General features: G+C 59.4%; 25 protein-coding genes (1 of these 25 running past the window's edge). 11 read left to right on the top strand and 14 right to left on the bottom strand.

What is annotated here, in order from left to right:
* The 8 genes from msrP to mrcB all read right to left on the bottom strand — a co-directional run.
* Window positions 1-337 carry the 5' end (the start) of a protein-methionine-sulfoxide reductase catalytic subunit MsrP gene (gene msrP, locus PFZ56_RS00765; RefSeq protein ID WP_102882214.1) on the bottom strand. 677 nt of this gene lie to the left of the window's left edge, so only the first 337 of its 1,014 coding nucleotides appear in the window; it begins with the start codon at window positions 335-337; its stop codon lies beyond the left edge, outside the window.
* 63 nt (window positions 338-400) lie between these two features.
* Window positions 401-1,258 carry a CDP-diacylglycerol--serine O-phosphatidyltransferase gene (gene pssA / locus PFZ56_RS00770; RefSeq protein ID WP_102865505.1) on the bottom strand — a complete coding sequence of 286 codons (858 nt, stop codon included), beginning with the start codon at window positions 1,256-1,258 and terminating at the stop codon, window positions 401-403.
* Between the two features lie 148 nt (window positions 1,259-1,406).
* Window positions 1,407-2,423: a ketol-acid reductoisomerase gene (ilvC, locus tag PFZ56_RS00775; protein ID WP_007959661.1), complete on the bottom strand. Its 1,017-nt coding sequence runs from the start codon at window positions 2,421-2,423 to the stop codon at window positions 1,407-1,409.
* A 45-nt stretch (window positions 2,424-2,468) separates the two neighbouring features.
* Window positions 2,469-2,960: an acetolactate synthase small subunit gene (ilvN, locus tag PFZ56_RS00780; RefSeq protein WP_016964842.1), complete on the bottom strand. Its 492-nt coding sequence runs from the start codon at window positions 2,958-2,960 to the stop codon at window positions 2,469-2,471.
* A 2-nt stretch (window positions 2,961-2,962) separates the two neighbouring features.
* A complete protein-coding gene (locus tag PFZ56_RS00785) occupies window positions 2,963-4,687 on the bottom strand; it encodes an acetolactate synthase 3 large subunit (RefSeq protein WP_042940970.1) in 1,725 nt (574 codons plus the stop codon).
* A gap of 549 nt (window positions 4,688-5,236) precedes the next feature.
* Window positions 5,237-5,572 (bottom strand): YqcC family protein, encoded by a 336-nt coding sequence (locus PFZ56_RS00790; protein ID WP_102882215.1) that lies wholly within the window; start codon window positions 5,570-5,572, stop codon window positions 5,237-5,239.
* Window positions 5,572-6,303, bottom strand: coding sequence for a tetratricopeptide repeat protein (locus tag PFZ56_RS00795; RefSeq protein WP_170002390.1), 732 nt, complete (start codon window positions 6,301-6,303; stop codon window positions 5,572-5,574). Before PFZ56_RS00795 ends, PFZ56_RS00790 begins: the two co-directional genes overlap by 1 nt.
* A 16-nt stretch (window positions 6,304-6,319) precedes the next feature.
* The gene (gene mrcB / locus PFZ56_RS00800) at window positions 6,320-8,641 is read right to left on the bottom strand and encodes a penicillin-binding protein 1B (RefSeq protein WP_170002388.1); all 2,322 of its coding nucleotides are present in this window, start codon (window positions 8,639-8,641) and stop codon (window positions 6,320-6,322) included.
* A 115-nt stretch (window positions 8,642-8,756) separates the two neighbouring features.
* Between mrcB and PFZ56_RS00805 the strand changes: the two genes are divergently transcribed.
* The 4 genes from PFZ56_RS00805 (at window position 8,757) to PFZ56_RS00820 (ending at window position 12,066) form a co-directional block, all read left to right on the top strand.
* Window positions 8,757-10,313: a bifunctional aminoglycoside phosphotransferase/ATP-binding protein gene (locus PFZ56_RS00805; protein WP_123390465.1), complete on the top strand. Its 1,557-nt coding sequence runs from the start codon at window positions 8,757-8,759 to the stop codon at window positions 10,311-10,313.
* Window positions 10,314-10,405: 92 nt separating this feature from the next.
* The gene (locus tag PFZ56_RS00810) at window positions 10,406-10,750 is read left to right on the top strand and encodes a pentapeptide repeat-containing protein (RefSeq protein ID WP_102882219.1); all 345 of its coding nucleotides are present in this window, start codon (window positions 10,406-10,408) and stop codon (window positions 10,748-10,750) included.
* A gap of 223 nt (window positions 10,751-10,973) precedes the next feature.
* Window positions 10,974-11,246, top strand: a complete 273-nt coding sequence (locus tag PFZ56_RS00815; RefSeq protein ID WP_011063495.1) for a TfoX/Sxy family protein — start codon at window positions 10,974-10,976, stop codon at window positions 11,244-11,246.
* 13 nt (window positions 11,247-11,259) lie between these two features.
* Entirely contained in the window at window positions 11,260-12,066 is an 807-nt protein-coding gene (locus PFZ56_RS00820) for a Crp/Fnr family transcriptional regulator (RefSeq protein ID WP_102882220.1), read from the top strand.
* A gap of 227 nt (window positions 12,067-12,293) precedes the next feature.
* Here the strand turns inward: PFZ56_RS00820 and PFZ56_RS00825 are convergent, their stop codons facing one another.
* Genes PFZ56_RS00825 through PFZ56_RS00840 form a run of 4 tightly spaced genes read right to left on the bottom strand, consistent with a single transcriptional unit; the run spans window position 12,294 to window position 15,855 of the window.
* Window positions 12,294-13,157, bottom strand: a complete 864-nt coding sequence (locus tag PFZ56_RS00825) for a ChaN family lipoprotein (RefSeq protein WP_170002386.1) — start codon at window positions 13,155-13,157, stop codon at window positions 12,294-12,296.
* A 21-nt stretch (window positions 13,158-13,178) separates the two neighbouring features.
* Window positions 13,179-13,946, bottom strand: a complete 768-nt coding sequence (locus PFZ56_RS00830; protein ID WP_102865497.1) for a heme ABC transporter ATP-binding protein — start codon at window positions 13,944-13,946, stop codon at window positions 13,179-13,181.
* Window positions 13,946-14,983, bottom strand: coding sequence for an iron ABC transporter permease (locus PFZ56_RS00835; RefSeq protein ID WP_102865496.1), 1,038 nt, complete (start codon window positions 14,981-14,983; stop codon window positions 13,946-13,948). Before PFZ56_RS00835 ends, PFZ56_RS00830 begins: the two co-directional genes overlap by 1 nt.
* A complete protein-coding gene (locus PFZ56_RS00840) occupies window positions 14,980-15,855 on the bottom strand; it encodes a hemin ABC transporter substrate-binding protein (protein WP_170002384.1) in 876 nt (291 codons plus the stop codon). The genes PFZ56_RS00835 and PFZ56_RS00840 overlap by 4 nt, the downstream gene beginning before the upstream one ends.
* Window positions 15,856-16,073: 218 nt before the next feature.
* Between PFZ56_RS00840 and PFZ56_RS00845 the strand changes: the two genes are divergently transcribed.
* Entirely contained in the window at window positions 16,074-16,391 is a 318-nt protein-coding gene (locus PFZ56_RS00845; protein ID WP_123390457.1) for a Rieske (2Fe-2S) protein, read from the top strand.
* 2 nt (window positions 16,392-16,393) lie between these two features.
* Here the strand turns inward: PFZ56_RS00845 and sfsA are convergent, their stop codons facing one another.
* On the bottom strand, window positions 16,394-17,101 hold the full coding sequence (gene sfsA, locus PFZ56_RS00850; protein WP_110652097.1) for a DNA/RNA nuclease SfsA: 708 nt from the start codon (window positions 17,099-17,101) through the stop codon (window positions 16,394-16,396).
* On the bottom strand, window positions 17,101-18,273 hold the full coding sequence (locus PFZ56_RS00855; RefSeq protein WP_102865492.1) for a pyridoxal phosphate-dependent aminotransferase: 1,173 nt from the start codon (window positions 18,271-18,273) through the stop codon (window positions 17,101-17,103). The genes sfsA and PFZ56_RS00855 overlap by 1 nt, the downstream gene beginning before the upstream one ends.
* A gap of 339 nt (window positions 18,274-18,612) precedes the next feature.
* Between PFZ56_RS00855 and dksA the strand changes: the two genes are divergently transcribed.
* The 6 genes from dksA (at window position 18,613) to PFZ56_RS00885 (ending at window position 26,876) form a co-directional block, all read left to right on the top strand.
* Window positions 18,613-19,053, top strand: coding sequence for an RNA polymerase-binding protein DksA (gene dksA / locus PFZ56_RS00860; protein ID WP_011063504.1), 441 nt, complete (start codon window positions 18,613-18,615; stop codon window positions 19,051-19,053).
* A gap of 140 nt (window positions 19,054-19,193) precedes the next feature.
* Window positions 19,194-20,090 carry a tRNA glutamyl-Q(34) synthetase GluQRS gene (gene gluQRS, locus PFZ56_RS00865; protein WP_170002382.1) on the top strand — a complete coding sequence of 299 codons (897 nt, stop codon included), beginning with the start codon at window positions 19,194-19,196 and terminating at the stop codon, window positions 20,088-20,090.
* A 77-nt stretch (window positions 20,091-20,167) separates the two neighbouring features.
* Window positions 20,168-20,344, top strand: coding sequence for a hypothetical protein (locus tag PFZ56_RS00870; protein WP_003176118.1), 177 nt, complete (start codon window positions 20,168-20,170; stop codon window positions 20,342-20,344).
* Window positions 20,328-23,282: a sensor histidine kinase gene (locus tag PFZ56_RS00875; RefSeq protein WP_162884092.1), complete on the top strand. Its 2,955-nt coding sequence runs from the start codon at window positions 20,328-20,330 to the stop codon at window positions 23,280-23,282. The genes PFZ56_RS00870 and PFZ56_RS00875 overlap by 17 nt, the downstream gene beginning before the upstream one ends.
* Before the next feature lie 22 nt (window positions 23,283-23,304).
* Window positions 23,305-24,732, top strand: a complete 1,428-nt coding sequence (locus tag PFZ56_RS00880; protein WP_102882225.1) for a sigma-54 dependent transcriptional regulator — start codon at window positions 23,305-23,307, stop codon at window positions 24,730-24,732.
* A gap of 746 nt (window positions 24,733-25,478) precedes the next feature.
* Window positions 25,479-26,876, top strand: coding sequence for a polynucleotide adenylyltransferase PcnB (locus PFZ56_RS00885; RefSeq protein WP_110597066.1), 1,398 nt, complete (start codon window positions 25,479-25,481; stop codon window positions 26,874-26,876).
* The last annotated feature ends 1 nt before the right edge of the window (window position 26,877 follow it).

Below are 26,877 nucleotides of genomic sequence, written 5' to 3' on the forward strand. Positions count from 1 at the left end.
GCGCACCCGCGTTGGCCGCCGGATCCCCCTTGTCCGTACCGAACTCATAGAAGTTGTTGTAGTGGGTCGCATCCTTGAAAGGCGTGATCGCCTCTCCCTTGACTGTTACGGCTTGCCACCGGGTGTTGGTCAGCTTGTCAGAAAACCACGCAGGCGCACGGCCAGGCTCCACGTCGGCGTAACGCGCCATATCCTGCGCAACTGCCCAACGCGGCAAACCGGCAAAAGCCATGCCTGCAACCGCACCACCCAGCAAGCTGCGTCGAGAGAGATAAAGAGATTCAGGCGTGACATCCGACTCATTGCAGTCGGACGCTTTGGGGAATTTGAACAACATGGCAACTCCGCAGTATTGGAGGACAGATGTACCAATAGACTGCGGAGTATGGAGGAAATTACATCACTCGGCGCTTTTGCGACGACGCAGGTGCAACAGGTACTGGATAGGACCCGAAGCTGCATAAGCCAGGAACACCAGCAACAGAATACGTGGCGGATCGCTGAACACCACGGCAAACACCAGCACTACTGCCAGAATCGCTACAAAGGGTACCCGCCCTTTCAGATCCAGGTCCTTGAAGCTGTTGTACTTGATATTGCTGACCATCAACATGCCTGCCGCCGCCACCATCAGCGCCACCAGAAACGACATCTTCGAACCCTGGATACCGTAGTCACTGAAAGCCCAGACAATACCCGCCACCACACCCGCCGCCGCAGGGCTGGCCAGGCCAATGAAGTAACGCTTATCAGCAGTTCCCACCTGAGTGTTGAAACGTGCCAGGCGCAGTGCAGCACCCGCCACATAGATAAAGGCGACCATCCAGCCGACCTTACCCATATCGCCAAGAGCCCAACCGAAGGCAAGCAATGCCGGCGCTACGCCAAATGCAACCATATCCGACAGTGAATCGTACTCGGCGCCGAAAGCACTTTGGGTATTGGTCATACGAGCTACACGCCCATCCAAACCGTCAAGGACCATAGCGACAAAGATCGCAATAGCGGCAAAGGCAAAGTACTTGCTTGCCCCCGCCGTGTCCCCAGCACTCAGCGCACTCTGGGCACTCATGGAACTGATAATGGAATAGAACCCCGCGAACAGGTTCGCAGTGGTGAACAGATTCGGCAGAAGATAGATACCACGATGCCGGACTTTACGGCCTTCAGCGTCATGCCCTTCTTCGACATGCTCATCGATCGGTAGCAGGCTTTCGGCGTCAGAGGCCTGGTTTGGCTCTTCGGGACGTTCGCTCATGGACAAATACCTTGCAACGGTGTGAAAAGTTTCGACAGATACCCCAGGGCCGTGATTCGGCCACAAAGGATCCAGCTTTATACCAGAACCTACCCGTCCAAACGAAAAAACGCGGCCTAGGCCGCGTTTTCTCTGACAAGGCTCGAACTTAGTTCTTGGCTTTGTCGACGATTTTGTTAGCACCGATCCACGGCATCATCGAACGAAGTTGCTCACCGATGATTTCGATACCGTGAGCAGCGTTGTTACGACGCTTGGCGGTCATCGATGGGTAACCGGTAGCACCCTCGCTGATGAACATTTTCGCGTACTCACCGTCCTGGATGCGCTTCAGAGCGTTGCGCATGGCCTGACGGGATTCGGCGTTGATAACTTCTGGACCAGTCACGTACTCGCCGTATTCGGCGTTGTTGGAGATCGAGTAGTTCATGTTGGCGATACCGCCTTCGTACATGAGGTCAACGATCAACTTCAGTTCGTGCAAGCATTCGAAGTAGGCCATTTCCGGCGCGTAGCCAGCTTCAACCAGGGTTTCGAAACCGGCTTTGACCAGCTCAACGGTACCGCCACACAGAACAGCCTGCTCGCCGAACAGGTCGGTTTCAGTCTCGTCCTTGAAGGTGGTTTCGATGATGCCGGTACGACCACCGCCTACGCCAGCTGCATAAGACAAGGCTACGTTCTTGGCATTGCCGGAAGCGTCCTGATAGATAGCGATCAGGTCAGGAATACCGCCGCCCTTGACGAACTCGGAACGCACGGTGTGGCCTGGAGCCTTCGGCGCGATCATGATCACGTCGAGGTCAGCACGTGGAACAACCTGGTTGTAGTGGATCGCGAAGCCGTGGGAGAAGGCCAGGGTGGCACCCTTCTTGATGTTCGGCTCGATTTCATTCTTGTACAGCTGGGACTGGAACTCGTCCGGGGTCAGGATCATGACCAGGTCGGCGCCGGCAACGGCTGCAGCAACGTCGGTCACTTTCAGGCCATGAGCCTCAGCCTTGGCAACAGTGGCCGAGCCTTTGCGCAGGCCTACAGTCACGTCAACACCGGAGTCTTTCAGGTTGCAAGCTTGAGCGTGGCCCTGGGAACCGTAACCGATGATGGCAACTTTCTTGCCCTGGATGATCGACAGGTCGCAGTCTTTATCGTAGAAAACTTTCATGAATTTCCCCTATATCAGGCCGTTCCGGCCATTCGCTAATTTGAGTTAGATGCTCAGTACTTTGTCGCCACGGGCAATCCCGGTGACACCACTGCGTACGGTTTCTAGAATCGACGCGGTGCCGATCGATTGAATGAAACTGTCGAGCTTGTCGCTGGTACCGGTCAATTGAACGGTATACACGCTGGCGCTGACATCAACGATCTGCCCACGGTAAATATCGGTAGTGCGCTTGACCTCGGCGCGCTGTGCACCAGTGGCCTTGATCTTGACCAACATCAGTTCGCGCTCGATGTGAGCACTTTCCGAAAGGTCCACCAGCTTCACCACCTCGATCAACTTGTTCAGGTTCTTGGTGATCTGCTCGATGATCTCATCATGACCAACCGTGGTGAGGGTCAGACGCGACAGGGTCGGGTCTTCGGTCGGTGCCACAGTCAAGCTTTCAATGTTGTAGTTACGCTGAGAGAACAGACCAACTACGCGAGACAAAGCGCCCGGTTCGTTTTCCAAAAGCAAGGAAATGATGTGCCGCATGATTAAGTACGCTCCGTCTTGCTCAGCCACATATCGCGCATAGAGCCGTCTTTGATCTGCATCGGATAGACGTGCTCGCTGGTGTCGACCTGGATATCGAGGAATACCAGGCGATCCTTCATGGCGAACGCTTCTTCCATCTTCGGCTTCAGATCCTTCAGATCCGTGATACGCATGCCCACGTGCCCATAGGCCTCAACCAGCTTGACGAAGTCAGGCAGCGACTCCATGTAGGAGTGCGAGTGACGGCTGCCGTAGCTCATGTCCTGCCATTGGCGAACCATGCCCAGCACACCGTTGTTCAGGTTAACGATCTTGACCGGCAGACCGTACTGCAGGCAGGTGGACAGCTCCTGGATATTCATCTGGATACTGCCCTCGCCGGTGACGCAGGCGACATCATTATCCGGAAAGCTCAACTTGACGCCCATGGCTGCCGGGAAACCGAAGCCCATGGTGCCCAGGCCGCCGGAGTTGATCCAGCGATTGGGCTTGTTGAACTTGTAATACTGCGCCGCGAACATCTGGTGCTGGCCCACGTCGGAGGTGACAAAGGCATCGCCCTTGGTCACTTCGCACAGGGTCTCGATCACCGTTTGCGGCTTGATGATGCTGCCGTCGCCCTTGTCGTAAGGGAACAGGCCGCGATCACCACGCCACTCGTCGATCTGCTTCCACCAGCTGGCGACCGTGTCCTTGTTCGGGGTCTCGCCGATTTCCTTGAGCGCCGCGACCATTTCGGTCAGGACACTTTCCACAGGCCCCACGATAGGCACGTCAGCCTTGATGGTCTTGGAGATGGAAGCAGGGTCGATGTCCACATGAATGATCTTGGCGTTCGGGCAGAACTTCGGTGCACCGTTGATAACCCGGTCATCGAAGCGCGCGCCTACTGCAAGAATCACGTCAGCGTGGTGCATGGTCAGGTTGGCCGTGTAGCTGCCGTGCATGCCGAGCATGCCGACGAACTGTCGGTCAGTACCTGGATAGGCGCCCAAGCCCATCAAGGTATTGGTCACTGGCAGATTGAGCATCTTGGCCAGCTCGGTGAGCGGTGCGGAGCCGCCACCAAGGATCACGCCGCCGCCTGCATAAAGCACAGGTCGCTTGGCCGCCAGGAGCATCTCTGCCGCCTTGCGGATTTGCCCGGAATGACCACGGACAGCTGGGCTGTAGGAGCGCAGCTTGGCTTTCTTGGGGAAAACGTATTCGAACTTTTCAGCCGGGTTGGTCATGTCCTTCGGGATATCGACCACTACCGGACCGGGACGACCGGACTGCGCCAGGTAGAAGGCTTTCTTCATGACTTCCGGGATTTCCGAAGCGTGCTTGATCATGAAGCTGTGCTTCACGATCGGCCGGGAGATACCGATCATGTCGGTTTCCTGGAACGCATCGGTACCGACCATGGTGCTAGGCACCTGACCGGAAATGATCACCATTGGAATCGAGTCCATGTAGGCGGTGGCAATACCGGTAATGGCATTGGTCGCGCCCGGGCCGGAAGTCACCAGTACCACGCCGGCTTTGCCGGTGGCACGGGCATAGCCGTCAGCCATATGGGTTGCCGCTTGTTCGTGACGAACCAGGATGTGAGTCACTTCCGGCTCTTTGAACAGGGCATCGTAAACATGAAGGAGAGCACCACCTGGGTACCCGTAGATATATTTGACGCCTTCGTCACGCAAAAAGCGGACGAGCATCTCACCGCCAGATAAAAGCTCCACGTTGTTCACCTCTAAAACGCCAGAATACCGCCCTCAAAAGGGAGCGGGTCTTAATAGGTTTACTTCTCAGCAGAGCATGAGCGACGGTGGTCGCCGACTACGTCAGCACTGACTGAGCAAGTATTGGGAGCGCCCCAAAGTGTTGCGGGGTTTTCCCACCCAGCGCGAGGTAACGCGTTGCGGGTGTAGCACTTCGGCGCGGATGTGCGCCTCATGATCTGCTGAGTGGGTCTGCTTCTGGCAGTCCCTCTACAGCGGACTTTGGATTCTTCTGTTTCGTCCCCTTCAAGTCAAGTCGTCTATGTAGTTAATTCGAACTAAGCGCATGAGAACGCAAGAAAAAACCCAAAAACAACCACTGCCTGCACTTCGATTGCGCAATATTCGACAAGCAACTCAGAAATGCGCACCTTGACTTTGGTCATCGGCCTATAGACAGGGACTGGTCAAGGCTGCCGGCAGAACGGCAAGAAGAGCGCTAGGAAGAGGTGAGGAGGACGGTGCCTGGCATCCGAAGGCGACTGCCAGGCACACCCGGCAGTCTCGGATTCAGCGGGTGGCCGCGATGAGTTGATCGAACTCTTTGAGCAACATTCGCAACTGCAGATCGCGCCCCTGCATCGGCCGGGTGGAGAACACCATTTCGGCCATCTCCTGGATACCGGAGGCATTGGGCAGCGGCAGGTCCTGCTCCAGGATCACCTTCATGCGCGGCAGAAAGATCCACTGCAGCCACTGCTCGAAATCCAGCGTATCCACGGCAAAAGGCTGAGTACTGGCCAGAGCCTCGGCACTGGGTGCTATCTCGTCCCACAGCCCCTGCACGCGCAACTCACGCTCGATCAGCAGCAACTGCTCGGCGATCTTGGGAAAACGCACATCCATCACAGCGAGACTCGGGCTTTCTGCCGTGCCTGGGCGGCACCAGCTGCATCACCCTGTTTCTCCCGTGTCTGGGCGATCAACTCCCACAAACTCGCCTGAAGATCGGGACGACCATTGGCAAAACTCAGACCGCGACGAGCAAACTGTTCGGCTTGCGGCGCATCGCCCTGGGCCATGCGCACCTGAGCCAAGCGGTACAGCACCTGCGGCTCACGTGGAGCAACACGCTGCGCCCGCTCGAGGCTGGAAGAAGCACCGTTCAGGTCACCACTGGACTGCTGCTGTTGCGCAGTGGTTAGCAACGCTAGCACCGGACCGTCCAGTTGCTCATCAGCAGACAGGCCACCGGCACGTGCCGAAGGGATGCCACTGGGCGTGGAAGGCATGTTGTAGGTGCCCTGGTTGATCGGCGCCGGCTGATAGCCAGAGCCGTCCACCGGACCCGGGGTAATAGGCCCCGGAGTAATCGGTGAGCTGCTGATCGGCGCCGAAGCCGTTGCGCCACCACCCGGAACCATCACCACCACCCCGGAGTCCTCCGGAATCGCCTGTGCTTGAGCTTGCGCCGGACGCTTGATCGTCGTCTGTCGAAAGCCTCCGGAGGCAGAAATCCGCTCACTGTTGGACACGGCCGTGCCGGAGTCCACGACGGGAATGGAGCCGCGCTGCACACTGGCGCAACCGTTGAGCAACGCCAGAGCTGTAATAGCTGGAACCCACCACTTGTTCACGTCAAACCCTCATCGCTTAGTTCATCCAGCCCTTGACCCAATCCATCACATCGCTACCTGCCGGGGTTTCACCACCGCAGGAGGCGCCGGGAGGCGGTTCGCTGCCGCGAATATACGGCATCTGTACAGCCCCCGGACAGTTGGCATCGGAGCCCTGTCCGGTACGCGAATCGACCCAGGCTTGAACCACGTTGTCCGGCTGCGGCATATCCAGCGGCAGCGGATCGGCCTTGCGCATGAAACTGGTCCACACCTGCAAGGCACCCGTGGCGCCGGTAAACGGCGTCTTGCCATTATCGTCACGGCCCAGCCAGACCACCGCCAGCAGGTCCTGGCTGAAGCCGGCGAACCAGCTGTCACGGGAGTCGTTACTGGTGCCGGTCTTGCCCGCAAGCGCCAGGGTCTTGGGCAATACGTTGTAAACCGAGCTACCCGTGCCTTCGCGCATCACACGCTGCATCGCACTCTGGATCAGGTAGATAGACCCAGCATCGAATCGCTGCTGAATCTGGAACGGATAACGCTTGAGTGGTTCGCCTTCGGCCGTCAATACGCTGCGAATCCCGCGCATTGGCGTATTGAAACCGCCATTGGCCAGGGTCTGGTACATGGTCGCCACTTCGATCGGGCTCATGCCACCGGCTCCCAGCAGCATCGAGGGGAACGCCGGGAACTCCCGGGTAACGCCCAGGCGCCCCAGGGTTTTCAGGACGTTGGGTACGCCCACTTCCAAGCCAAGTCGCGCGGTGGACAAGTTGTAGGAATGGGCCAGGCCCTGGTACAGGAAAACGGTGCCATGGGAACGACGGTCGTAGTTCTGCGGCTTCCACACCTGGCCGTCAGCCCCCTTCACCGAGAAAGCCTCATCGGAAAGCCAACTGGTCAGGGTGTACTGGCTGGGCTTTTCCAGAGCCGTCAGGTAGACCGCAGGCTTGATCAGCGAGCCAATTGGGCGCACTGCGTCCAATGCCCGATTGAAACCGGCGAAGCTGGCCTGACGACTGCCGATCATGGCCTGGACTTCACCGGTTTCCGGATTGGTCACCACCATGGCCGCTTCAACGTCTTCCGAGCCCTTGCGTCCCGCCAGGCGTTTGAAGGTATCGTTGACCGAAGCCTCAGCCTTCATCTGCAGGATGGGATCGAAACTGGTGAAGATTCGCAGCCCTTCTTCAGTCAAGTCTTCGTCGCGATAATCTTCTCGCAACTGGCGCTTAACCAGGTCGAGGAAGCCTGGGAACGAGCTGTCAGCCAGGCTGCCGCGCTTGGTCACACCCAATGGCATTTTTTTCGCCGTTTCAACCTGCTCGGCAGTGGCCACACCCTGTTGCTCAAGCAGGTCGAGCACCAGGTTGCGCCGTTCCAGAGCACGCTCCGGATAACGCCGCGGATTGTAATAGGAAGGACCTTTGACCATCCCCACCAGCAGCGCTACCTGATGCAATTTGAGTTCGGACAGCGGCTGGCTGAAGAAGAACTGGCTGGCCAAACCGAAACCGTGCACCGCTCGCTGACCGTCCTGGCCGACAAAAACCTCGTTGAGATAGGCCTCGAGAATCTCGCGCTTGTCGTAATGCAGCTCCAGCAGCAGCGCCATCATGGCTTCATTGAGCTTTCGCGACAGGCTGCGTTCATTGGTCAGGAAGAAGTTCTTCACCAACTGCTGGGTCAGGGTGCTGCCACCCTGGCGCATCTGGCCCGACGAAGTGTTGACCCAGATCGCCCGGGCAATCGACTTCGGTGACACCCCGAAGTGCGAATAGAAATCACGGTCTTCCACCGCCACCAGGGTTTCCAGCAGGTAGGGGGGAACCTGATCGATCTTGATCAGGATCCGGTCCTCCAGGTTTTTCGGGTACAGGCCACCGATCAGCAGCGGCTCCAGCCGCACGACCGCAAGCTTGGCGCCCTTACTGCCGGACAGCTCCGCCACATAGTCACCGGAGAAACGCACGCGAACCGGCTGCGCCTGCTCCAATCCTTCATAGAACTGGAAGCCACGGGTATTCAGATCGACAGTGTTGCCGCTGACCGCAGCAGCACCGGGACCGTTGGCGACACTTTCGCGGCGATAGCCCAGGGCATCGAGCTCCGTCAGGAAGTCCTCCTTGCTGAGCTTTTGTCCGACGAACAGCTCCAGCGGACGGGCATAGACCTTGGCCGGGATAGTCCAGCGCTTGCCGGAGAATTTTTCCTGGACCACAGCATCGAGGTAAACCGCAAAGCCAGCGAGCACTACCAAGCCGACCAAACTGAGCTTGAGCGCCCAGCCCAGCCAGGGGCGCAGGCCACCAGAGGGAGTTTTTTTAGCGGAACGAGGGGATCGGGTACGAGTCATGGCGGCGGATTATACGCACTTTATTCATCCTCAACATGCGCCACCCGAGGTTTGCGTTACCCCTCCCAACGGCCATAATGACGCCCTCGATTTTCCCGACTCTAAAGGATCACCCGTGAGCCAGTCACTGATCGCCGCCCTGCAAAACCCCGCTTTGTATCCTCATCCCGTAGAAGGGTTTCAGGTCATCGAAACCCACATCTCCTGGGTACTGCTCACCGGTCCCTTTGCTTATAAAGTGAAGAAGCCGGTGAATTTCGGGTTCCTCGATTTCACCAGCCTGGATGCCCGGGAGCATTTCTGCGGTGAAGAGCTGCGCCTGAACCAGCGCCTGACCCAGGACCTGTACCTGGAAGTCCTGCCGATCACCGGTAGCGCCGAAGCACCAGAGCTGGGCGGCAACGGCCCGGTCATCGAATACGCGCTGAAAATGCGCCAGTTCCCCCAGAGCCAATTGCTCAGCACCTTGCAAGCCAATAGCGAACTGACCACCGCGCACATCGACGAGCTGGCCAAGCAGATCGCCGAGTTCCACCTCAGCGCCCCCAAGGTCCCGGCCGCCCACGAAGCCGGTACACCGGAAAGCGTAATGGCGCCAGTACGCCAGAACTTCGAGCAGATACGCCCCTTCCTCAGCGATAAGGCCGACCTGCAGCAGCTCGAAGCCCTGGAGGCCTGGGCCGAGGCTAGTTTCGAACGCCTCAAGCCACTGCTGGCCCAACGCAAGAGCGAAGGCTTTATCCGTGAGTGCCACGGTGATATCCACCTGGGCAACGCCACCCTTATCGACGGCAAGGTGGTGATTTTCGACTGCATCGAATTCAACGAACCCTTCCGTTTCACTGACGTCTATGCCGACACCGGTTTCCTCGCCATGGACCTGGAAGATCGCGGCCTGAAAAGCCTGGCGCGGCGTTTCATCAGCCAGTACCTGGAACTGACCGGTGACTATCAGGGCCTGGAACTGCTGAACTTCTACAAAGCCTACCGTGCTCTGGTACGCGCCAAAGTCAGCCTGTTCAGCATGCCGGCCGATGCCACTCCGGTGCAGCGCGCCACCACCCTGCGCCAATACCGCAACTACGCCAACCTGGCGGAAAGCTACAGCACCATTCCATCACGCTTCCTGGCGATCACCTCGGGCGTCTCGGCCGTTGGCAAAAGCCGCGTAGCCATGCGTCTGGTGGAGGCACTGGGCGCCGTTCGCCTGCGCTCCGATGTGGAACGCAAGCGTCTGTTCGGCGAGCAACAAGTGCCGAACGACCCTCACGCCGGTATCTACAGCAGCGAAGCCAGCAGCGCCACCTACACCCGCCTGCATGAAATTGCCGAAACTATTCTGCGCGCTGGTTTCCCAGTCGTGATCGACGCTACCTACCTCAAGCGCGCGCAGCGGGATGCCGCAGCCAAGGTGGCCGAATCCACCGGCACCCCTTGCCTGATCATCGACTGCAACGCACCCGAGGCCGTGGTCGCCAGCTGGTTGGCTCAACGTCAAGCCGATCAGAACGATCCTTCCGATGCCACTCTGGAAGTGATCGCCACCCAGCAAGCCACGCGTGAGGCCCTGACCGACGAAGAGCTGCTACGCAGCAAGCGCATCGAAACCAACGAAAGCGGTAGCCTGGATGCCCTGGTTGCCAACATTCGTCAGCGCCTCCCAGGCCTGTAAGCAGTAATTTCAGCCGTGAAGTGCAAAGACTTCACGGCTGAAAAATAGTGGCACTATACTGGCGTCATAAATCCAACACTGGTGACGTCGCCATGAGCCAACCGAAACTTCTGGATACTCCGCTTTACGCCCTGCTGCACAAAGACGACATCGTCGGTTTCAACCGCGAACGTCCAAAGGATCAACCCATCGACATGCGTGGCGGTGACTTCCGCGGCCTCGACCTGCGACAGTTGAACGCTCAGGGCATCGACTTTACTGACGCCTACTTCCGTTCCGCCGATCTGCGTGGCCTGGACCTGCGCAATGCCACCATGGAAGGCGCCAGCCTGGCCCATGCGCAAATCTCTGGCGCCTACTTCCCGGTAGAACTGACTGCCGACGAAATCCTCATGTCGGTCAACTTCGGTACCCGCCTGCGTTACAACACCCGCTGAAAGCCCCTGCACTGCTCTGTCCGGCGCCCAACTGCGCGCCGGACCCGTGACATCCCATTGCTCCCTTACCCTGCAAGGCCCGAGCGCTCTCGCTGCCTCGTCCTGATACCCCCTCCTTAGAAGCATTTGCGCCAAACCCGACCAAAGAACAGCGCGTTTTCTACTGAGCGCTACACTCCTTTGAGGCTGCCCACTCACCATTCGGCCATCGCCAGGAGGCTTAATGAATGATGAACTGCAACATTTGAAGAACCTTGGCAAGACCTCCGCACAATGGCTGCATGCAGTGGGCATCCATAGTGCTTCGGACTTGCGCCGCCTGGGCGCGGTAGACGCCTATCGGGCGGTGCGCACCCGCGGCTTTCGCGCCTCTAAAGTCCTGCTATACGCCATTGAAGGAGCCTTGATGGACATGCACTGGAACGACCTTCCTGCTGAACGCAAAGAGGCGTTGAACAAACAGCTGGACGCCATTTCCTCTCGCCACAAAAACTGACTGGCAGAACCTTATGTACCTGATGGGGGAGCAACCGGCCTACGCCGATGCCTTGATCAATCGTCTGCAAAGTATCCCGACGCAGCTACTGGCGGGACTTTCACCCAGCGGTTCAGCCCTGGAATTTGAAGCTGTAGCAGACCTGTCCAGCGCACTGCCCGGTCACCAACTGTTCCTCCTCGACAGCGGCGTGATCCAGGCCAGCGTTGACGAACGACCACTTTTTTACCTGCATGAAGGCGATCTGGTGGGGTTGCGTCGAGGTATCGAGCAACCACAGTGGCACTTGAGCAGCGACACACCACTGATATTGACCCCCTATTTGCGGACCGACGTGTTCCGGCATATCTACGCTGACGAACAGCGCTCGGAACTGTTGCTGCAATACCTGATTGGCCAGACCGCCCTACTCTCTGATGCAGTAGCACGCTTGAAACCTCCGGAATTACGCAGCAGCAACGGCTTCAAACGGGTAGCTTCCGGCGAAGTACTGATTGCTCAAGGGGATGAGGCGGATCATGTGTTCGTGATTCTCGAAGGGCACGCCCAAGCCTTTGTCGATGGCCACAAAGTTGGCGATGTACCCAAGGATGAGATTTTTGGCGCCATGGCGGTCTTCACCGGAGAGAAACGCAGCGCCAGTGTGATCGCCAGCGAGCCGAGCACGATCATGCTGATTCCCAAGGAGCAGTTCCTCAGCCTGACCCAGAGCAATCCACGCATCGCCCACAGCTTGATCGAGAGCATGGCAAGGCGCATCGACCTGCTGAACAAGGAAGTGACCCGTCTCATGGCCTTGAACAGCCCGAGCCAAGATTGAACGAGCAGAGGATCCAAACAAGCGTTTAGCGAAATATGCGAAAACTGAAAAAGCCTTGTTGACTTCGAAATGAGAATCGTTATGATTATCACAACTGGTCGCGAGATCAGTCGATAACCTGGAAGACCAGTGGTTCGGACTCTCAGATTATCTCCTCATCAGGCTAATCACGGTTATTTGACCCGGCTCTTGCCGGGTCTTTTTTTGCCCGTGAAAAAGTGAGCCACTCAAGGTTTCAATTGCGCGCAGTAATCCTTGGGTGGCTGGGGTGGCGTGTACCAGACGTAATCGGCCGATGCCGGGGAAACCTCACTTCCCTGCTCCGCCAGAATCAGCACCACAACTTCCTGCCCCTGATCCAGATCAGCCATATGCAAGGGCACCCCAAGATCCCGGCGCCCATGAAAAGATCCGGCAAACAGCAAGGCTGGAGTCGGTGCTGCCAGCAGCCGCTCGGCCATGCGCCGATCCCGCTGTTGCTGCACCGCCAGCATGGACGGCACCTGGCTTTCGCGCAGTAGGCCGCAGTGGGACTCGCGAATTTGCGCGGACAATAGCTGAGTCACCGGGCGGGCATTGCTCCGCGCCCCTGACAGAACAGGCGCCTGTGCATAAATCCTGCGCACGTCCTGAGTGTTCAGATTGGCTGCCAGCAATGGATAGGGCTGCTTCAACGCATAACCCACCAGCGGACCGTAGAGACTCCAGTCCCAACCCGGTTGCCAGGCCAGCGTAGCGGGTAGTCCATCAGGCAAGCGCCGCCCATCCAGGGACCGCTTGACCTGATCGACTTTTGATTGCTGATCCGGATTGAGCATTTCCAACAACAGACTGCCCTGTTGCCGCGCCGCGGACATAGAGCGCAAGAGCCAGAGCTGCAACGCGTGATGATCGGCGTTGTCATGCTGCTCACCGACTATCAGCCTGGGCGCCTGTGCCAGGCGTTCAACCAGCTCGCCAGGGCTCAGCGCCTCACCATTGTGCAGATCAATAATGCTGCCTGGCTCCTGCGCAACCGGCGGCGGCAGCGTTTCCGGCATGCTGTGACAGGCCGCCAGCAACAGGGCCAGCAGTAGCGAGAGTGCACGCATCAGGTCTCTCCGTGTGTCAGATCAACGGGCAATGATCAACGGATGCCCGCGTTCAGGGTGCTGCTGCACCAGAACCTCCAGACCGAACACCGCTTGCAACGGCTCGGAACGCAGCACCTCGGCTGGCGTACCCAACGAATGTGGGCGTCCGCCTTCAAGCAGCAATACCCGATCACAGTAGCGCGCCGCCAGATTCAGGTCATGGAGGATAATCAGCACCGCCGCGCCGCGATCGGCAAACTCCCGGACGGCCTGCAAGGTGATGTGTTGATGCAACGGATCGAGGGCAGACGTGGGCTCATCCAGCAACAGGTTGTGTCCACTCTGTCCTGGCCACAATTGCGCCAGGACCCGCGCCAGATGCACCCGCTGCCGCTCTCCACCCGATAACGCCAGGTAGCTGCGCCCCGACAGATGCATCACATCGGCCGCCTCCAGCGCAGCACTGACTATCTGTGCGTCACGCACGCGACCACTCTGATGGGGCAAGCGCCCAAGCCCCACCACTTCCTCAACCCGAAAAGCGAAGTCCAGACTCGACGCCTGAGGCAACACCGCCAGACGTTGCGCCCGCAATGTACCCTGCCACTGCGCCAACTCTTGCCCATCCAGCGACACTCGGCCCTGGTGGGCCGCCAACTCTCCACTCATGGCTCCGAGCAGGCTGCTTTTACCGGCGCCATTGGGTCCAAGCACCCCCAATACCTGGCCCGGCAACAATTGCAGGTCCACGCCGGACAGAACATCTTTACCACCACGGCGGACATGCAGATTCTCGACTCGCAGCATCAGGCGCGCCCTCGCAACAACAGGTACAAAAAGAACGGCGCGCCGATAAAAGCGGTGACGATACCGATGGGCAATTCGGCTGGTGCCAGCGCCAGGCGCGCCACCAGGTCAGCCAACAGCAACAAGCTGGCCCCCGCCAGGATCGATGCCGGAAGCAAGGTGCGATGATCCGGCCCCGACAGCAGGCGCACCAGATGGGGCACCACCAGTCCGACAAAACCTATCATCCCCGCTGCAGCCACGGCAGCTCCCACGCCCAGGGCAGTACAGAACACCAGCTCGCGCTTGAGTCCTTCGACATCGATCCCCAAATGCTTGGCCTCGGACTCGCCCAGTAGCAGCGCATTCAATGCCGTGGCCCGACGAGGCAACCACAGAGCTACCGCAGCCGTCACCAGCAGCAGCGGCCACAACCGCTGGTAACTGGCACCGTTCAGACTGCCCAGGTTCCAGAAGGTCAAGGTTCGCAAGGTGGCATCATCCGCCAGGTAGGTGAACAAGCCCACAGCCGAGCTGGCCAGAGCCGTCAAGGCTATTCCCGCCAGCAACATGGTTGCTACATGAGTCTGGCCATTGCGCCGGCCAAGACGATAGACCAGCGCTGTCACTCCCAGGCCACCCAGAAAGGCACAGAGTGAGAGCAGGTAGGGGCCAATGGCTTCCGGTACACCGCCGAACATCGAGCCGCCAACAATGGCGATCGCCGCGCCCAACGCTGCTCCACTGGACACCCCCACCAGCCCCGGATCCGCCAGGGGATTGCGAAACAGTCCCTGCATGGCCACGCCGGACAGTGCCAGCACTCCACCCACCGCAAGGCCAAGCAAGGTCCGCGGCAGGCGGATCTGCCCGAGGATCAGCTCCGCCTGCTCCAGCCCCTGCCCATTGATCGGTATTCCAAGCAAGCGCAGGGCGGCGCGCAAGGTATCGAACAGGGGCAGGCTGACCGGCCCCAAGGCCAGTGACAGCCAAATAGCCAGGAGGCACAGGGCTCCCAACCCGAGAAACAGCGTTCTAGGTTTGACCAGACGGCTCATTGGGCCGACTTGGCCTGGGGGTAGAACACTGCCGCCAAGCGCTTCAGGCTATCCGGCAACCGAGGCCCCAAGCCCCCCACCAGCAAGGTCGGATCCAGTTCGACCACCCGCCCAGCCTTGACCGCCGCAGTAGACGCCAGCACCGGGTTTTCCTTGAACAGCGCAGCACGGGCCGCGTCGCCGCTCAGACTGCGATCGGAAAACACCAGGACTTGCGGACTCAAGCCGGCCAAGGACTCCACCGAAAACGGCTTGTAGCCGGTATGGGTCGCCAAGTTGTGCCCACCGGCCTGCTGCAGGAGCCAGTCCGCCGCAGTGTCCTTGCCGGCAATCAGCGGTTTACCGCCAGCATGCCCCAGCAGCAGCAATACTCCCGGCGCCGCCTGGGCCTTCTGTGCCTCACTGACCCAGGCGTGTTGCTGTTCAAGCTGCTTTTGATAGTCCTGAAACAGCTCTGCGGCTTGCGCATCGCGGCCCAGTAGTTGCCCCAGATGCCGCAAAGTGTGCTGCAAGGTAGGAAGATCAGCCTGGGCAGAAAACAGCTCGACCCTGACCCCGGCGCTACGAATCTGCGACAGCACCGGCGGCGGGCCCATTTCCTCTGTACCCACCAGAATCTGCGGCCGCAGGCTCAGGATTCCTTCCGCCGATAGCTGTCGTTGATAGCCAATGCTGGGCAGCGCCTTGAGTGATGCCGGATGCTGGCTGGTGGTGTCGACCCCCACCAGCTTCGACTCCGCGCCCAGAGCTGTTACCCACTCAGACAAGGCCCCACCCGCACTGACCCAACGCTGCGGCAATTCATCGGCGGTGGCCCACTGGCTCACCAGCATTCCGGCACAGAACGCAATGGCGCTGGCACTCAGGCGCATAAGTACATTTCCTTTATAGACGTGGGGCCCGCGAAGCAGCTGTCCATGTGACATGCCAGGCAGAGCAGGCATCGAAATGAGCAAGCACCCCGTGTCGGGCGAGACGGCCATTTGATAATTGTTTTCATTTAGCAGTCAAGCGTCGACATGTTTCATCCTGCCGCCACGGAAAAACTGTGACAGCCTTAGCGCAGAGCCTTCGGACCAAGAGGATAGACATGAAATTTCTTTGCGCCGGGAGTGACCTTCCCGAGACCGGTAGCCGGGGTTTCCAGCTTGCGGGCTTGAAGCTCTTTGCCGTGCGCCGCGAGGGGCAGGCCTACGTGTATGCCAATCAGTGCCCGCACCGAGGAGTGCCTCTGGAATGGCAACCTGATCAGTTCCTCGATCCCAGCGCCAGCCTGATCCAGTGCGCCACCCATGGCGCACTGTTTCTGATCGAGAGTGGCGAATGTGTGGCAGGGCCATGCGCCGGGCAGTTCCTGAGGGCTATCGACTGCAGGGAAGACAGTCAGGGCATCTGGGTCGATCTTTAACCCTAAAACAGCACCTCTAGGCGCCGATCGATAGAGACTTCCTGTGCAGTCAGGCGAACGCCATAAGCCAGCACCTCGACACCGGCCGCTACCGCCTCCCTCAGGGCTACGGCATACCCCGGATCAATCTCCTCTGCCGGACGCACTGCTTCTATACCCGAGAGATTGACGCAATACAGCTGAACCGCACGTACCCCCTCCCGGGCCAGGCTTGCCAGTTCACGCAAGTGCTTGGCGCCGCGCTGGGTCACCGCATCGGGGAACGCCGCCACTGCGCAACCATCGAACCCCAGAGTGACACTCTTGACCTCGACATAGGCCGGACCGCCCGGGTAATCCAGGCGAAAATCGATGCGACTGTTCTCCTGCCCATAAGGCACCTCGCGCTTCAACCCGGTGAAGCCGTTCAATTCATTGATCAGCCCCGCCCTCAACGCCTCTTCAACCAGGCTGTTGGCCCGCCCGGTATTGACGCAGGCCAGACGACCTTGAGGCGTTTCACTGATTTCCCAGGTGCCCGGCAGCTTGCGCTTGGGGTCGTTGGAACGGCTGAACCACACCTGCCCGCCTTCAACCATGCAATTGAACATTGAGCCGGTATTGGGACAGTGAATCGTCATCTGTTCGCCCGCAGCGGTTTCGATGTCTGCCAGGAAACGCTTGTAGCGACGCAGCAGACGCCCTTCTTCCAAGGGAGGATCGAAGCGCATCAGCCTTGCCAGCTCTGCAGGCCACGGGAGATACGCTGCACCGCTTCCTGGAGGCGCTCCAGGCTCTGGGTGTAGGCGAAACGCACATGGTGTCCCGCCTGGTGACGACCGAAGTCCAGGCCGGGAGTGAAGGCCAAGTGCTCGGTCTCCAGGAAGTGCCGGCAGAAAGCAAAGGCATCACCACCAAAAGCGCTGATATCGGCGTACAGATAGAAGGCTCCTTCAGGCTCCACGGCGATACCAAAGCCCAACTCGCGCAAGGCCGGGAGCAGGAAATCCCGGCGGCGCCCGAATTCGGCACGACGCTCCTCAAGCATGCTGATGGTTTGCGGCTCGAAACAGGCCAGAGCAGCGTACTGGGCCATGCTCGGCGCACTGATGTAGAGGTTCTGCGCCAGTTTCTCCAGCTCACCCACAGCCGCAGGCGGTGCCACCAGCCACCCCAGGCGCCAGCCGGTCATGCCGAAATACTTGGAAAAACTATTCAGGACGAAAGCGCTGTCATCCACTTCCAGCACGCTGGCGGCATCAGTGCCATAGGTCAGGCCGTGGTAGATCTCGTCCACCACCAGGTGTCCGTTGCGAGCCTTGATCGCAGCGGACAGGCCCGCCAGTTCATCACGACTGAGCACAGTCCCGGTAGGGTTCGCCGGGGAAGCAACCAGGGCGCCGACGCTGTCCTGATCCCAGTAACGCTCCACCAAGTCAGGAGTCAGTTGATAACGCACATCCGGCCCTACCGGCACCAACTGCGCAGCGCCTTCCACCAGACGCAGAAAATGCCGGTTGCACGGATAGCCCGGGTCAGCCAGCAGCCAGTGCTTGCCCGGGTCCACCAGCAGGCTGCTGGTCAGCAGCAACGCACCAGAACCTCCGGGAGTGATCATGATCCGCTCGGGGTCGATATCCAGGCCATAACGCTGCTGGTAGAAACCGGAGATTGCCCCACGCAGCTCCGGGATACCTCGCGCCGCGGTGTAACGAGTCTTGCCGGCGCTCAAGGCCGCCTGCCCGGCCTTGATGATCGGCTCGGCGGTGGTGAAGTCCGGCTCGCCGATCTCCAGGTGAATCACATCATGTCCGGCGGCCTGCAACTCATTGGCGCGGGCCAGCAGGGCCATGACATGGAAAGGTTCGATAGCGCGACTGCGCGCACTGTAGGGCAGAGCCATTAGCCTTCCTTTATTCGAGGGGGAGCAAAAGTCCGATTCTACCCATCCAGTGAAGCTCGGGAGAACCCAACCCCATCCATGCGGTCTGTTGCCTTGCGCCAACTGGTGCAAACAGAAACCGCAGATTTGACTAAAATCAACGATTGAGCGGACCGATCTGCAAGCCATGCCAGAGTTTTCCCGTGTCTACGGACTGCGACTGGACGCAGGCTCGACAACCGGGAGTAGCGCGCTCTGGTTTGATCTGGTAAGTTCGCCCGCTTGCAGCCGCAGGGCCGGCAAGTGTCGGAGATGGAGCAATCCTGCGCAATGGATTACAAGAGTAGAGGCGGTCCATTCATGCCCACCCAAGCAAAGCAACAGATTCAATCGATCAGCGGTTTTGAACCTTATGTTGAAACTGCGGGCGAAGAGTACATGGGCAAGCCCATGCGTGAGCACTTCACCAAGATCCTGAACAAGTGGAAACAGGACTTGATGCAGGAAGTCGACCGCACTGTTGATCACATGAAAGATGAAGCGGCCAACTTCCCTGATCCGGCCGACCGTGCCAGCCAGGAAGAAGAGTTCAGCCTTGAACTGCGCGCCCGTGATCGTGAGCGCAAGTTGATCAAGAAGATCGACAAGACCCTGCAACTGATCGAAGACGAAGAATACGGCTGGTGTGAGTCCTGTGGTGTCGAGATCGGCATCCGCCGGCTGGAAGCCCGCCCAACCGCCGATATGTGCGTTGATTGCAAGACCCTGGCGGAAATCAAGGAAAAACAAGTCGGCAAGTAATCGCCGGCCTGAACCTGAAACGGAGCGTATACACGCTCCGTTTTCGTTTCCGCCTTGCGCTGTAGAAGCGAGCTCACTCGCGAAAGCAATCCCCCCGTTCCTGTCATCACTCCGGGGCCAGCCCCGATAGCATCCTGCCCATGACTGCCTCCACATCTCCTTCATACATCGGACGCTTCGCCCCCACCCCCAGCGGCTACCTGCATTTCGGCTCGCTGGTTGCAGCCCTTGCCTCCTATCTGGATGCCCGAGCTGTCGGCGGCCGCTGGCTGGTGCGCATGGAAGACCTCGATCCGCCCCGGGAAGAACCCGGCGCCCAGGCAGCGATCCTCAAGGCCCTGGAATGCTACGGTTTCGAATGGGACGGTGACATGGTCCGTCAGAGCGAACGCCACACTGCCTATGCCGAGGTGCTCAACCGCTTGTTCAACCAGGGCCTGGCCTATGCCTGTACCTGTTCACGCAAACAGCTGGAGCCCTACCACGGCATCTACCCGGGCCTGTGCCGCAACCTCGGCCATGCCCGAGAGCATGCAGCGATCCGCCTGCGCGTGCCGGATCTGGAGTACCGCTTCACCGACCGGGTCCAGGGCGAGTACCGCCAGCACCTGGGCCGGGACGTGGGGGACTTCGTGATCCAGCGCCGGGATGGCCTCTATGCTTATCAACTGGCCGTGGTGCTGGATGACGCGTGGCAAGGCATCACCGACATCGTCCGTGGTTCTGACCTGCTGGACTCCACACCGCGTCAGTTGTACTTGCAGGAATTGCTGGGGCTGCCTCAGCCGCGTTACCTGCATGTGCCGCTGATCACTCAGCCGGACGGCCACAAACTGGGCAAGTCCTACCGCTCGCCACCACTGAGCGAAGATCAGGCGCCGCCCTTGCTATTGCGAGCGCTGCGGGCCCTGGGGCAGGCAGCGCCAAGCGAACTGGCCGATGCCAGCGTGGCAGAGATCATGCGCTGGGGTACTGCGCACTGGGATGCAAGCTTGATTCCACGCACACTGAGCGTGCCGGAAGCCCAATTGAGCTGACGCCCCTTGCAGCTTGGCGCCCATCCGTTACCATCGCCGCACGTTTTCGGGCACGCACACAATAAAGAGAGGCCGAGATGTACATCTATCGCTTGGTCCTGCTCCTGGTAGTGGGGATCTATCTGTTCTCCCCCGCCATCATGGATTGGTGGATCGATGCTACTGGCGCCTGGTATCGCCCGTATCTGCTCTGGCTGATTCTGATCGTCGTGACCTTCATCCTGCAGAGCCAAAAAGATGCCGATGAGCTTTAGCCTGACCCAGATGATCCTGATCAGCGCCGCCTACTTGCTGGTGCTGTTCGGGGTGGCCTGGATCAGTGAGCGCGGCATGATTCCGCGCTCGATCATTCGCCACCCACTGACCTACACCCTGTCGCTGGGGGTCTATGCCAGCGCCTGGGCCTTCTACGGCACGGTGGGCCTGGCCTATCAGTACGGCTACGGGTTCCTCTCCAGCTACCTGGGGGTCTCCGGGGCCTTCCTGCTGGCGCCGGTGCTGCTCTATCCGATCCTGAAGATCACCCGCACCTATCAACTGTCATCCCTGGCGGACCTGTTCGCCTTCCGTTTCCGCAGCACCTGGGCCGGCGCCCTGACCACCATCTTCATGCTGGTAGGAGTCCTGCCCTTGCTGGCCCTGCAAATCCAGGCAGTGGCCGACTCGATCGGCATCCTCACCCATGAACCGGTGCAACATCGAGTAGCGCTGAGCTTCTGCGCGCTGATCACCCTGTTCACGATTTTCTTCGGTTCACGGCACATCGCTACCCGGGAGAAACATGAAGGCCTGGTGTTCGCCATTGCCTTCGAATCGGTGATCAAGCTGATCGCCATCGGCGGCGTCGGCCTGTATGCGCTGTACGGGGTCTTCGATGGTCCGCAACAGCTGGAACTCTGGCTGCTGCAGAACCAGACCGCCCTCGCCGCGCTGCACACCCCACTGCAAGAGGGCCCGTGGCGCACCTTGCTGCTGGTGTTCTTCGCCTCGGCGATCGTCATGCCGCACATGTACCACATGACCTTTACCGAAAACCTCAACCCCCGAGCCCTGGTCAGCGCCAGCTGGGGGCTGCCGCTGTTCCTGCTGCTGATGAGCCTGGCGGTGCCGCTGATTCTCTGGGCCGGACTCAAGCTCGGCGCCACCACCAACCCGGAATACTTCACCCTGGGCATAGGTATCGCCGCCAACAGCCCAGCCCTGGCGCTACTGGCCTATGTCGGCGGACTCTCGGCCGCCAGCGGTCTGATCATCGTCACCACGCTGGCCCTGTCGGGGATGGCCCTGAACCATCTGGTGCTGCCGCTTTACCAGCCCCCCGCAGAAGGCAACATCTATCGCTGGCTGAAGTGGACCCGTCGCGCCCTGATCGTCGCCATCATCATGGCCGGCTACGCCTTCTACCTGCTGCTGGGAGCCGAACAGGACCTGGCCAACCTGGGAATTGTCGCCTTCGTCGCTACCCTGCAATTTCTTCCCGGCGTGCTTTCGGTCTTGTACTGGCCGACCGCCAACCGTCGGGGCTTCATTGCCGGGCTGCTGGCCGGGATCCTGGTCTGGCTGGTGACCATGCTGCTGCCTCTGATCGGCAACCTGCAGGGTTTCTATATCCCGCTGCTGAACATGATCTACGTCCTCGACGACACGAGCTGGCACATGGCAGCCATCGCCTCGCTGGCAGCCAACGTACTGATGTTCACCCTGATTTCGCTGTTCACCAACGCCAGTACCGAGGAAACCAGCGCCGCCGAAGCCTGTGCAGTGGACAACGTGCGCCGACCGCAGCGCCGGGAACTGCATGCCGCCTCACCTCAGGAGTTCGCCACCCAACTGGCCAAGCCGCTGGGAGCCAAGGCCGCGCAAAAGGAAGTGGAGCAAGCCTTGCGCGACCTGTATCTGCCTTTTGACGAACGCCGCCCCTATGCCTTGCGACGTCTGCGTGACCGTATCGAGGCCAACCTGTCAGGCCTGATGGGACCGAGTGTCGCCCAGGACATGGTGGAAACCTTCTTGCCCTACAAGGCCGGCGGAGAAAACTATGTCACCGAAGACATCCATTTCATCGAAAGCCGCCTAGAGGACTACCACTCACGCCTGACCGGCCTGGCCGCCGAGCTCGATGCCCTGCGCCGTTACCACCGACAAACCCTGCAGGAACTGCCCATGGGCGTCTGCTCCCTGGCCAAGGATCAGGAAATCCTCATGTGGAACAAGGCCATGGAGGAGTTGACCGGCATTCCCGCTCAGCATGTGGTGGGATCGCGCCTGAGCACCATCACCAATCCATGGAAAGACCTGCTGCAGGGCTTTATCAACTTGCCGGACGAGCACTTGCACAAGCAGCATCTGGCCCTCGATGGCCAGACTCGCTGGCTGAACCTGCACAAGGCAGCCATCGACGAGCCGTTGGCTCCGGGTAACAGCGGCCTGGTGTTACTGGTGGAAGACCTGACCGAAACCCAGACCCTGGAAGACAAGCTGGTGCACTCCGAACGCCTGGCCAGTATCGGACGCCTCGCTGCCGGGGTGGCTCATGAGATCGGCAATCCGATCACCGGCATCGCCTGTCTGGCGCAGAATCTGCGGGAGGAGCGCGAGGAAGACGGTGAGCTGACGGAAATCAGTGAGCAGATCCTCGAACAGACCAAGCGCATTTCGCGCATCGTCCAGTCACTGATGAGCTTTGCCCACGCCGGTAGCCATCAGCACAACGACGAAGCCGTCTGCCTGGCCGAAGTTGCCCAGGACGCCATTGGTCTCCTGGCCTTGAACCGGCGTAATTTCGAAGTGCAGTTCTTCAATCTGTGCGATCCCGACCACTGGGTCGATGGTGATCCGCAGCGACTGGCGCAGGTATTGATCAACCTCCTGTCCAACGCCCGCGACGCCTCTCCTCCCGGCAGCGCGGTACGCGTCAAGAGCGAGGCTTTCGAACACACGGTCGATCTGATCGTGGAAGACGAAGGCAGCGGCATTCCCAAGAACATCATGGACCGATTGTTCGAACCGTTTTTCACCACCAAGGACCCTGGGGAAGGTACCGGACTGGGCCTTGCACTGGTCTATTCCATCGTTGAAGAGCATTATGGACAAATCACCATCGACAGCCCGGCCGATCCACAAAGCCAACGCGGCACCCGTATTCGGGTGACCTTACCGCGTCATGTCGAAGCGACGTCCGCTGTGAACTGAGACCGTCGAGAGAATTGAATCAATGCCGCATATTCTGATCGTCGAAGACGAAACCATTATCCGCTCCGCCCTTCGCCGCCTGCTGGAACGCAACCAGTACCAGGTCAGCGAAGCCGGCTCGGTGCAGGAAGCCCAGGAACGCTTCAGCATTCCCACATTCGACCTGATTGTCAGCGACCTGCGCTTGCCTGGCGCCCCCGGCACCGAACTGATCAAGCTCGGCCAGGGCACTCCTGTACTGATCATGACCAGTTACGCCAGCCTGCGCTCGGCTGTGGACTCAATGAAAATGGGTGCGGTGGACTACATCGCCAAACCTTTCGACCACGATGAAATGCTCCAGGCCGTGGCCCGGATTCTCCGCGACCGACAAAGCGCCGAGAACGCACCGGCAGATCGTCCAGCCACCAAGACGGGGAGCGTTGCGGACAAGGCCGGCGCCAGCAACAACAACGGCGAAATCGGCATCATCGGTTCCTGCCCGCCCATGCAGGATATGTACAGCAAGATCCGCAAGGTGGCGCCAACAGATTCGAATGTCCTGATCCAGGGCGAGTCCGGTACCGGCAAGGAACTGGTGGCCCGGGCACTGCACAACCTCTCCAAGCGGGCCAAGGCCCCCATGATCTCGGTGAACTGCGCGGCCATTCCGGAAACCTTGATCGAGTCCGAATTGTTCGGCCATGAGAAAGGCGCGTTCACCGGCGCCAGCGCCGGGCGTGCAGGCTTGGTGGAAGCAGCGGACGGCGGAACACTGTTCCTCGACGAAATCGGGGAGCTGCCACTGGAGGCCCAGGCGCGCCTGCTGCGGGTTCTGCAGGAAGGCGAGATCCGTCGCGTGGGGTCCGTGCAGTCGCAAAAAGTCGATGTCCGCCTGATTGCAGCGACTCACCGCGACTTGAAAAGCCTCTCGAAAATCGGCCAGTTCCGTGAAGACCTGTATTACCGTCTGCACGTGATTGCCCTGAAACTGCCCGCCTTGCGCGAGCGCGGCGCCGACGTCATTGAAATCGCCAATGCCTTCCTCGCACGCCAGAGCGCACGCATCGGCCGCTCGGACCTGAAGTTCGCCGCCGACGCCGAACAGGCTATTCGCCATTATTCCTGGCCAGGAAACGTGCGTGAACTGGAAAACGCTGTAGAGCGCGCGGTAATCCTGTGCGAAAGCCCGGAAATCTCCGCTGACCTGCTGGGGATTGATATCGAGCTGAGCGACCTCGAAGACGATGACTTCGTCGGACTGCCAGCGCAACAGGGCAACACCAGTCACGAGCCCACCGAGGACCTGTCCCTGGAAGACTACTTCCAGCACTTTGTCCTCGAACACCAGGACCACATGACCGAGACCGAATTGGCACGCAAACTGGGCGTCAGCCGCAAATGCCTTTGGGAACGTCGCCAGCGCCTGGGCATCCCGCGGCGCAAAAGCGGGGTAGCCAGCGAAAGCTGAACCCAGGCTGACCCGAGTGTGGGTAACGCTCGACTTTGTGAAAAAAACTGTTACCTGTGTAATTGGACGTAACAAAAGCCGGGGCTAAAGGTAACGAAGCCCCGGTTTTTTTTGGCCTGAAAAACACCACCAGGCACGCCTAACCCCTTGTTTTACTGGGGATCGCAAAAGTTGGCACGGCATCTGCTATATGTTTAGTACAAGAACAATAACAAGCAATGCACAAGACAATAAAAATAAGACGAATCGACTCACGCATAATAAAAACAACACGGCGGAGGCGCAGCTAACTGATTCTTTTGGAGAGGCGTTGTATTTGGGGCATGCCCCACAACCAGGCCGAGAACAACAAAAACTGCCCTAAGGCAGAGCCTGAACTGGTTGGATCGAAAGGTCATTGCAACTCAGCGATCAAAGCAATCCGTTTGCTCTTGGCTCCCGATTGGGAGGGTCACTCTGGATAACCTTAGTGACAAGGGCGTTTAACAAAAACAAGAAGCCCGAAACCAATAATAAAAATAGAGCACGCACAACTATTCTGGGGGAGCTTCGGCTCCCCTTGTGGTTTCCAGAATTCGCATTTCCCCCAAAAAAACCTACGCCAGCCCTGCTAGATCGCACCTTTGCGCAGACCTGCACAAGTCGCGGCAGCTTCCTACACCATCCTTCGACTAAATGCTAGAATCCCCGCCCATCATGCGGTCATTCTTCGTTTTGGCCGAACATTCCTTCAAACAGTGCATCCCATGCTGAAGAAGCTGTTCCAGTCATTCCGTTCTCCCTTGCGTCGTACGCAACATAAACGCAGCACCCCTGAAGTGCTCAATAGCAGCCAACATTCGCTGCAACGTGCCCAGTTCAGCCGGTATGCGGTAAATATCGTCGAACGCCTGCAGAACGCCGGCTACCAGGCGTATCTGGTGGGTGGCTGCGTGCGCGACATGCTGCTCAACATCACCCCCAAGGATTTCGACGTCGCCACCAGCGCTACACCGGAGCAGGTCAAGGCCGAGTTTCGTAACGCACGGATCATTGGCCGTCGTTTCAAACTGGTGCATATCCACTTCGGTCGCGAAATCATCGAGGTCGCGACTTTCCGCGCCAACCACCCGCAGAACGACGACGAGGAAGACAGCAATCAATCCTCCCGTAACGAAAGCGGGCGAATTTTGCGGGATAACGTCTACGGCACCCTTGAAGAAGACGCGCAACGCCGCGACTTCACCATCAACGCCCTGTATTACGACCCGGTCAGCGAACGCATCCTCGATTACGCCAATGGCGTACACGACATTCGCAACAATCTGATCCGCCTCATCGGCGACCCTCGGCAGCGCTACCAGGAAGACCCGGTGCGGATGCTGCGTGCCGTGCGATTCGCGGCAAAACTCAACTTCGGTATCGAAAAACACACCGCAACGCCGATCCGCGAACTGGCTCCCATGCTGCGGGAAATCCCTTCCGCACGTCTGTTCGAAGAAGTGCTCAAGCTGTTCCTCTCCGGCTACGCGGCCGACACCTTCGAAATGCTGGTGGACCTGCAACTCTTCGATCCATTGTTCCCGGCCAGCGCCGAAGCCCTGGAATACAACCCGACTTACACCCATACATTGATCAGTGAAGCCTTGATCAACACTGATTTGCGAATCAAGCAGAACAAGCCCGTGACTCCGGCCTTCCTGTTCGCCGCCCTGCTCTGGCCGGCCCTGCCCGCCCGGGTCCTGCGCCTGCAGGAGCGCGGCATGCCGCCAATCCCGGCCATGCAGGAAGCTGCCCACGAACTGATCGCCGAACAGTGCCAACGCATTGCCATTCCCAAGCGCTTCACCATGCCGATCCGCGAAATTTGGGATATGCAGGAACGGCTGCCACGGCGCAGCGGCAAGCGCGCCGACCAGTTGCTGGACAACCCGCGCTTCCGTGCCGGCTACGACTTCCTGCTGCTGCGTGAAAGCGCAGGCGAGCAGACCGACGGCCTGGGTGAATGGTGGACCGACTACCAGGACGCCAACGACTCCGAACGCCGCGACATGATCCGCGACCTGAGCGGTAAGGAAGACACCAGCGGCGCGCCACGCAAACGTCGGCGCAGCAGCGGTGCCAAACGCAAGCGTGCAGGCAGCTCCAGCGCTTCAGGCGAGTAAT

Source organism: Pseudomonas danubii, from assembly GCF_042980055.1.
In the GTDB taxonomy this organism is placed as follows: domain Bacteria; phylum Pseudomonadota; class Gammaproteobacteria; order Pseudomonadales; family Pseudomonadaceae; genus Aquipseudomonas; species Aquipseudomonas danubii.